This is a genomic window from Burkholderia sp. SIMBA_051, assembly GCF_046534915.1.
Classification (GTDB): domain Bacteria; phylum Pseudomonadota; class Gammaproteobacteria; order Burkholderiales; family Burkholderiaceae; genus Burkholderia; species Burkholderia ambifaria.
Genome location: NZ_JAWRXS010000886.1, coordinates 1 through 237 on the forward strand (window position 1 = coordinate 1; position 237 = coordinate 237).

Here is a 237-nt window from a genome sequence, read left to right on the forward strand (position 1 = left end):
CCAGTTGGGCGATCACGTTGTCGCGCACCAGGGCGTCCAGGTGCTCGGCGGGCGAGGCGTGCTGGCGGGCGGCATTGATCACCTTGGCCGACTCGGCATGGCGCAGCCAGTTGGCCACGGCGGGCAGGTGGTCGAGGCACTTGCAGGTGGAAATGGCGGTCATCGCGCCGCAGTCGGAGTGGCCGCAGATGACGATGTCGCTCACCCCCAGCACTGCCACCGCGTATTCCACGGTGG

1 protein-coding gene is annotated in these 237 nt (G+C 68.8%); it reads right to left on the bottom strand.

The features are described 5' to 3' along the window. A partial coding sequence (locus SB771_RS36995; protein WP_410722285.1) for a carbonic anhydrase occupies positions 1-237 on the bottom strand: 237 nt, incomplete at both ends.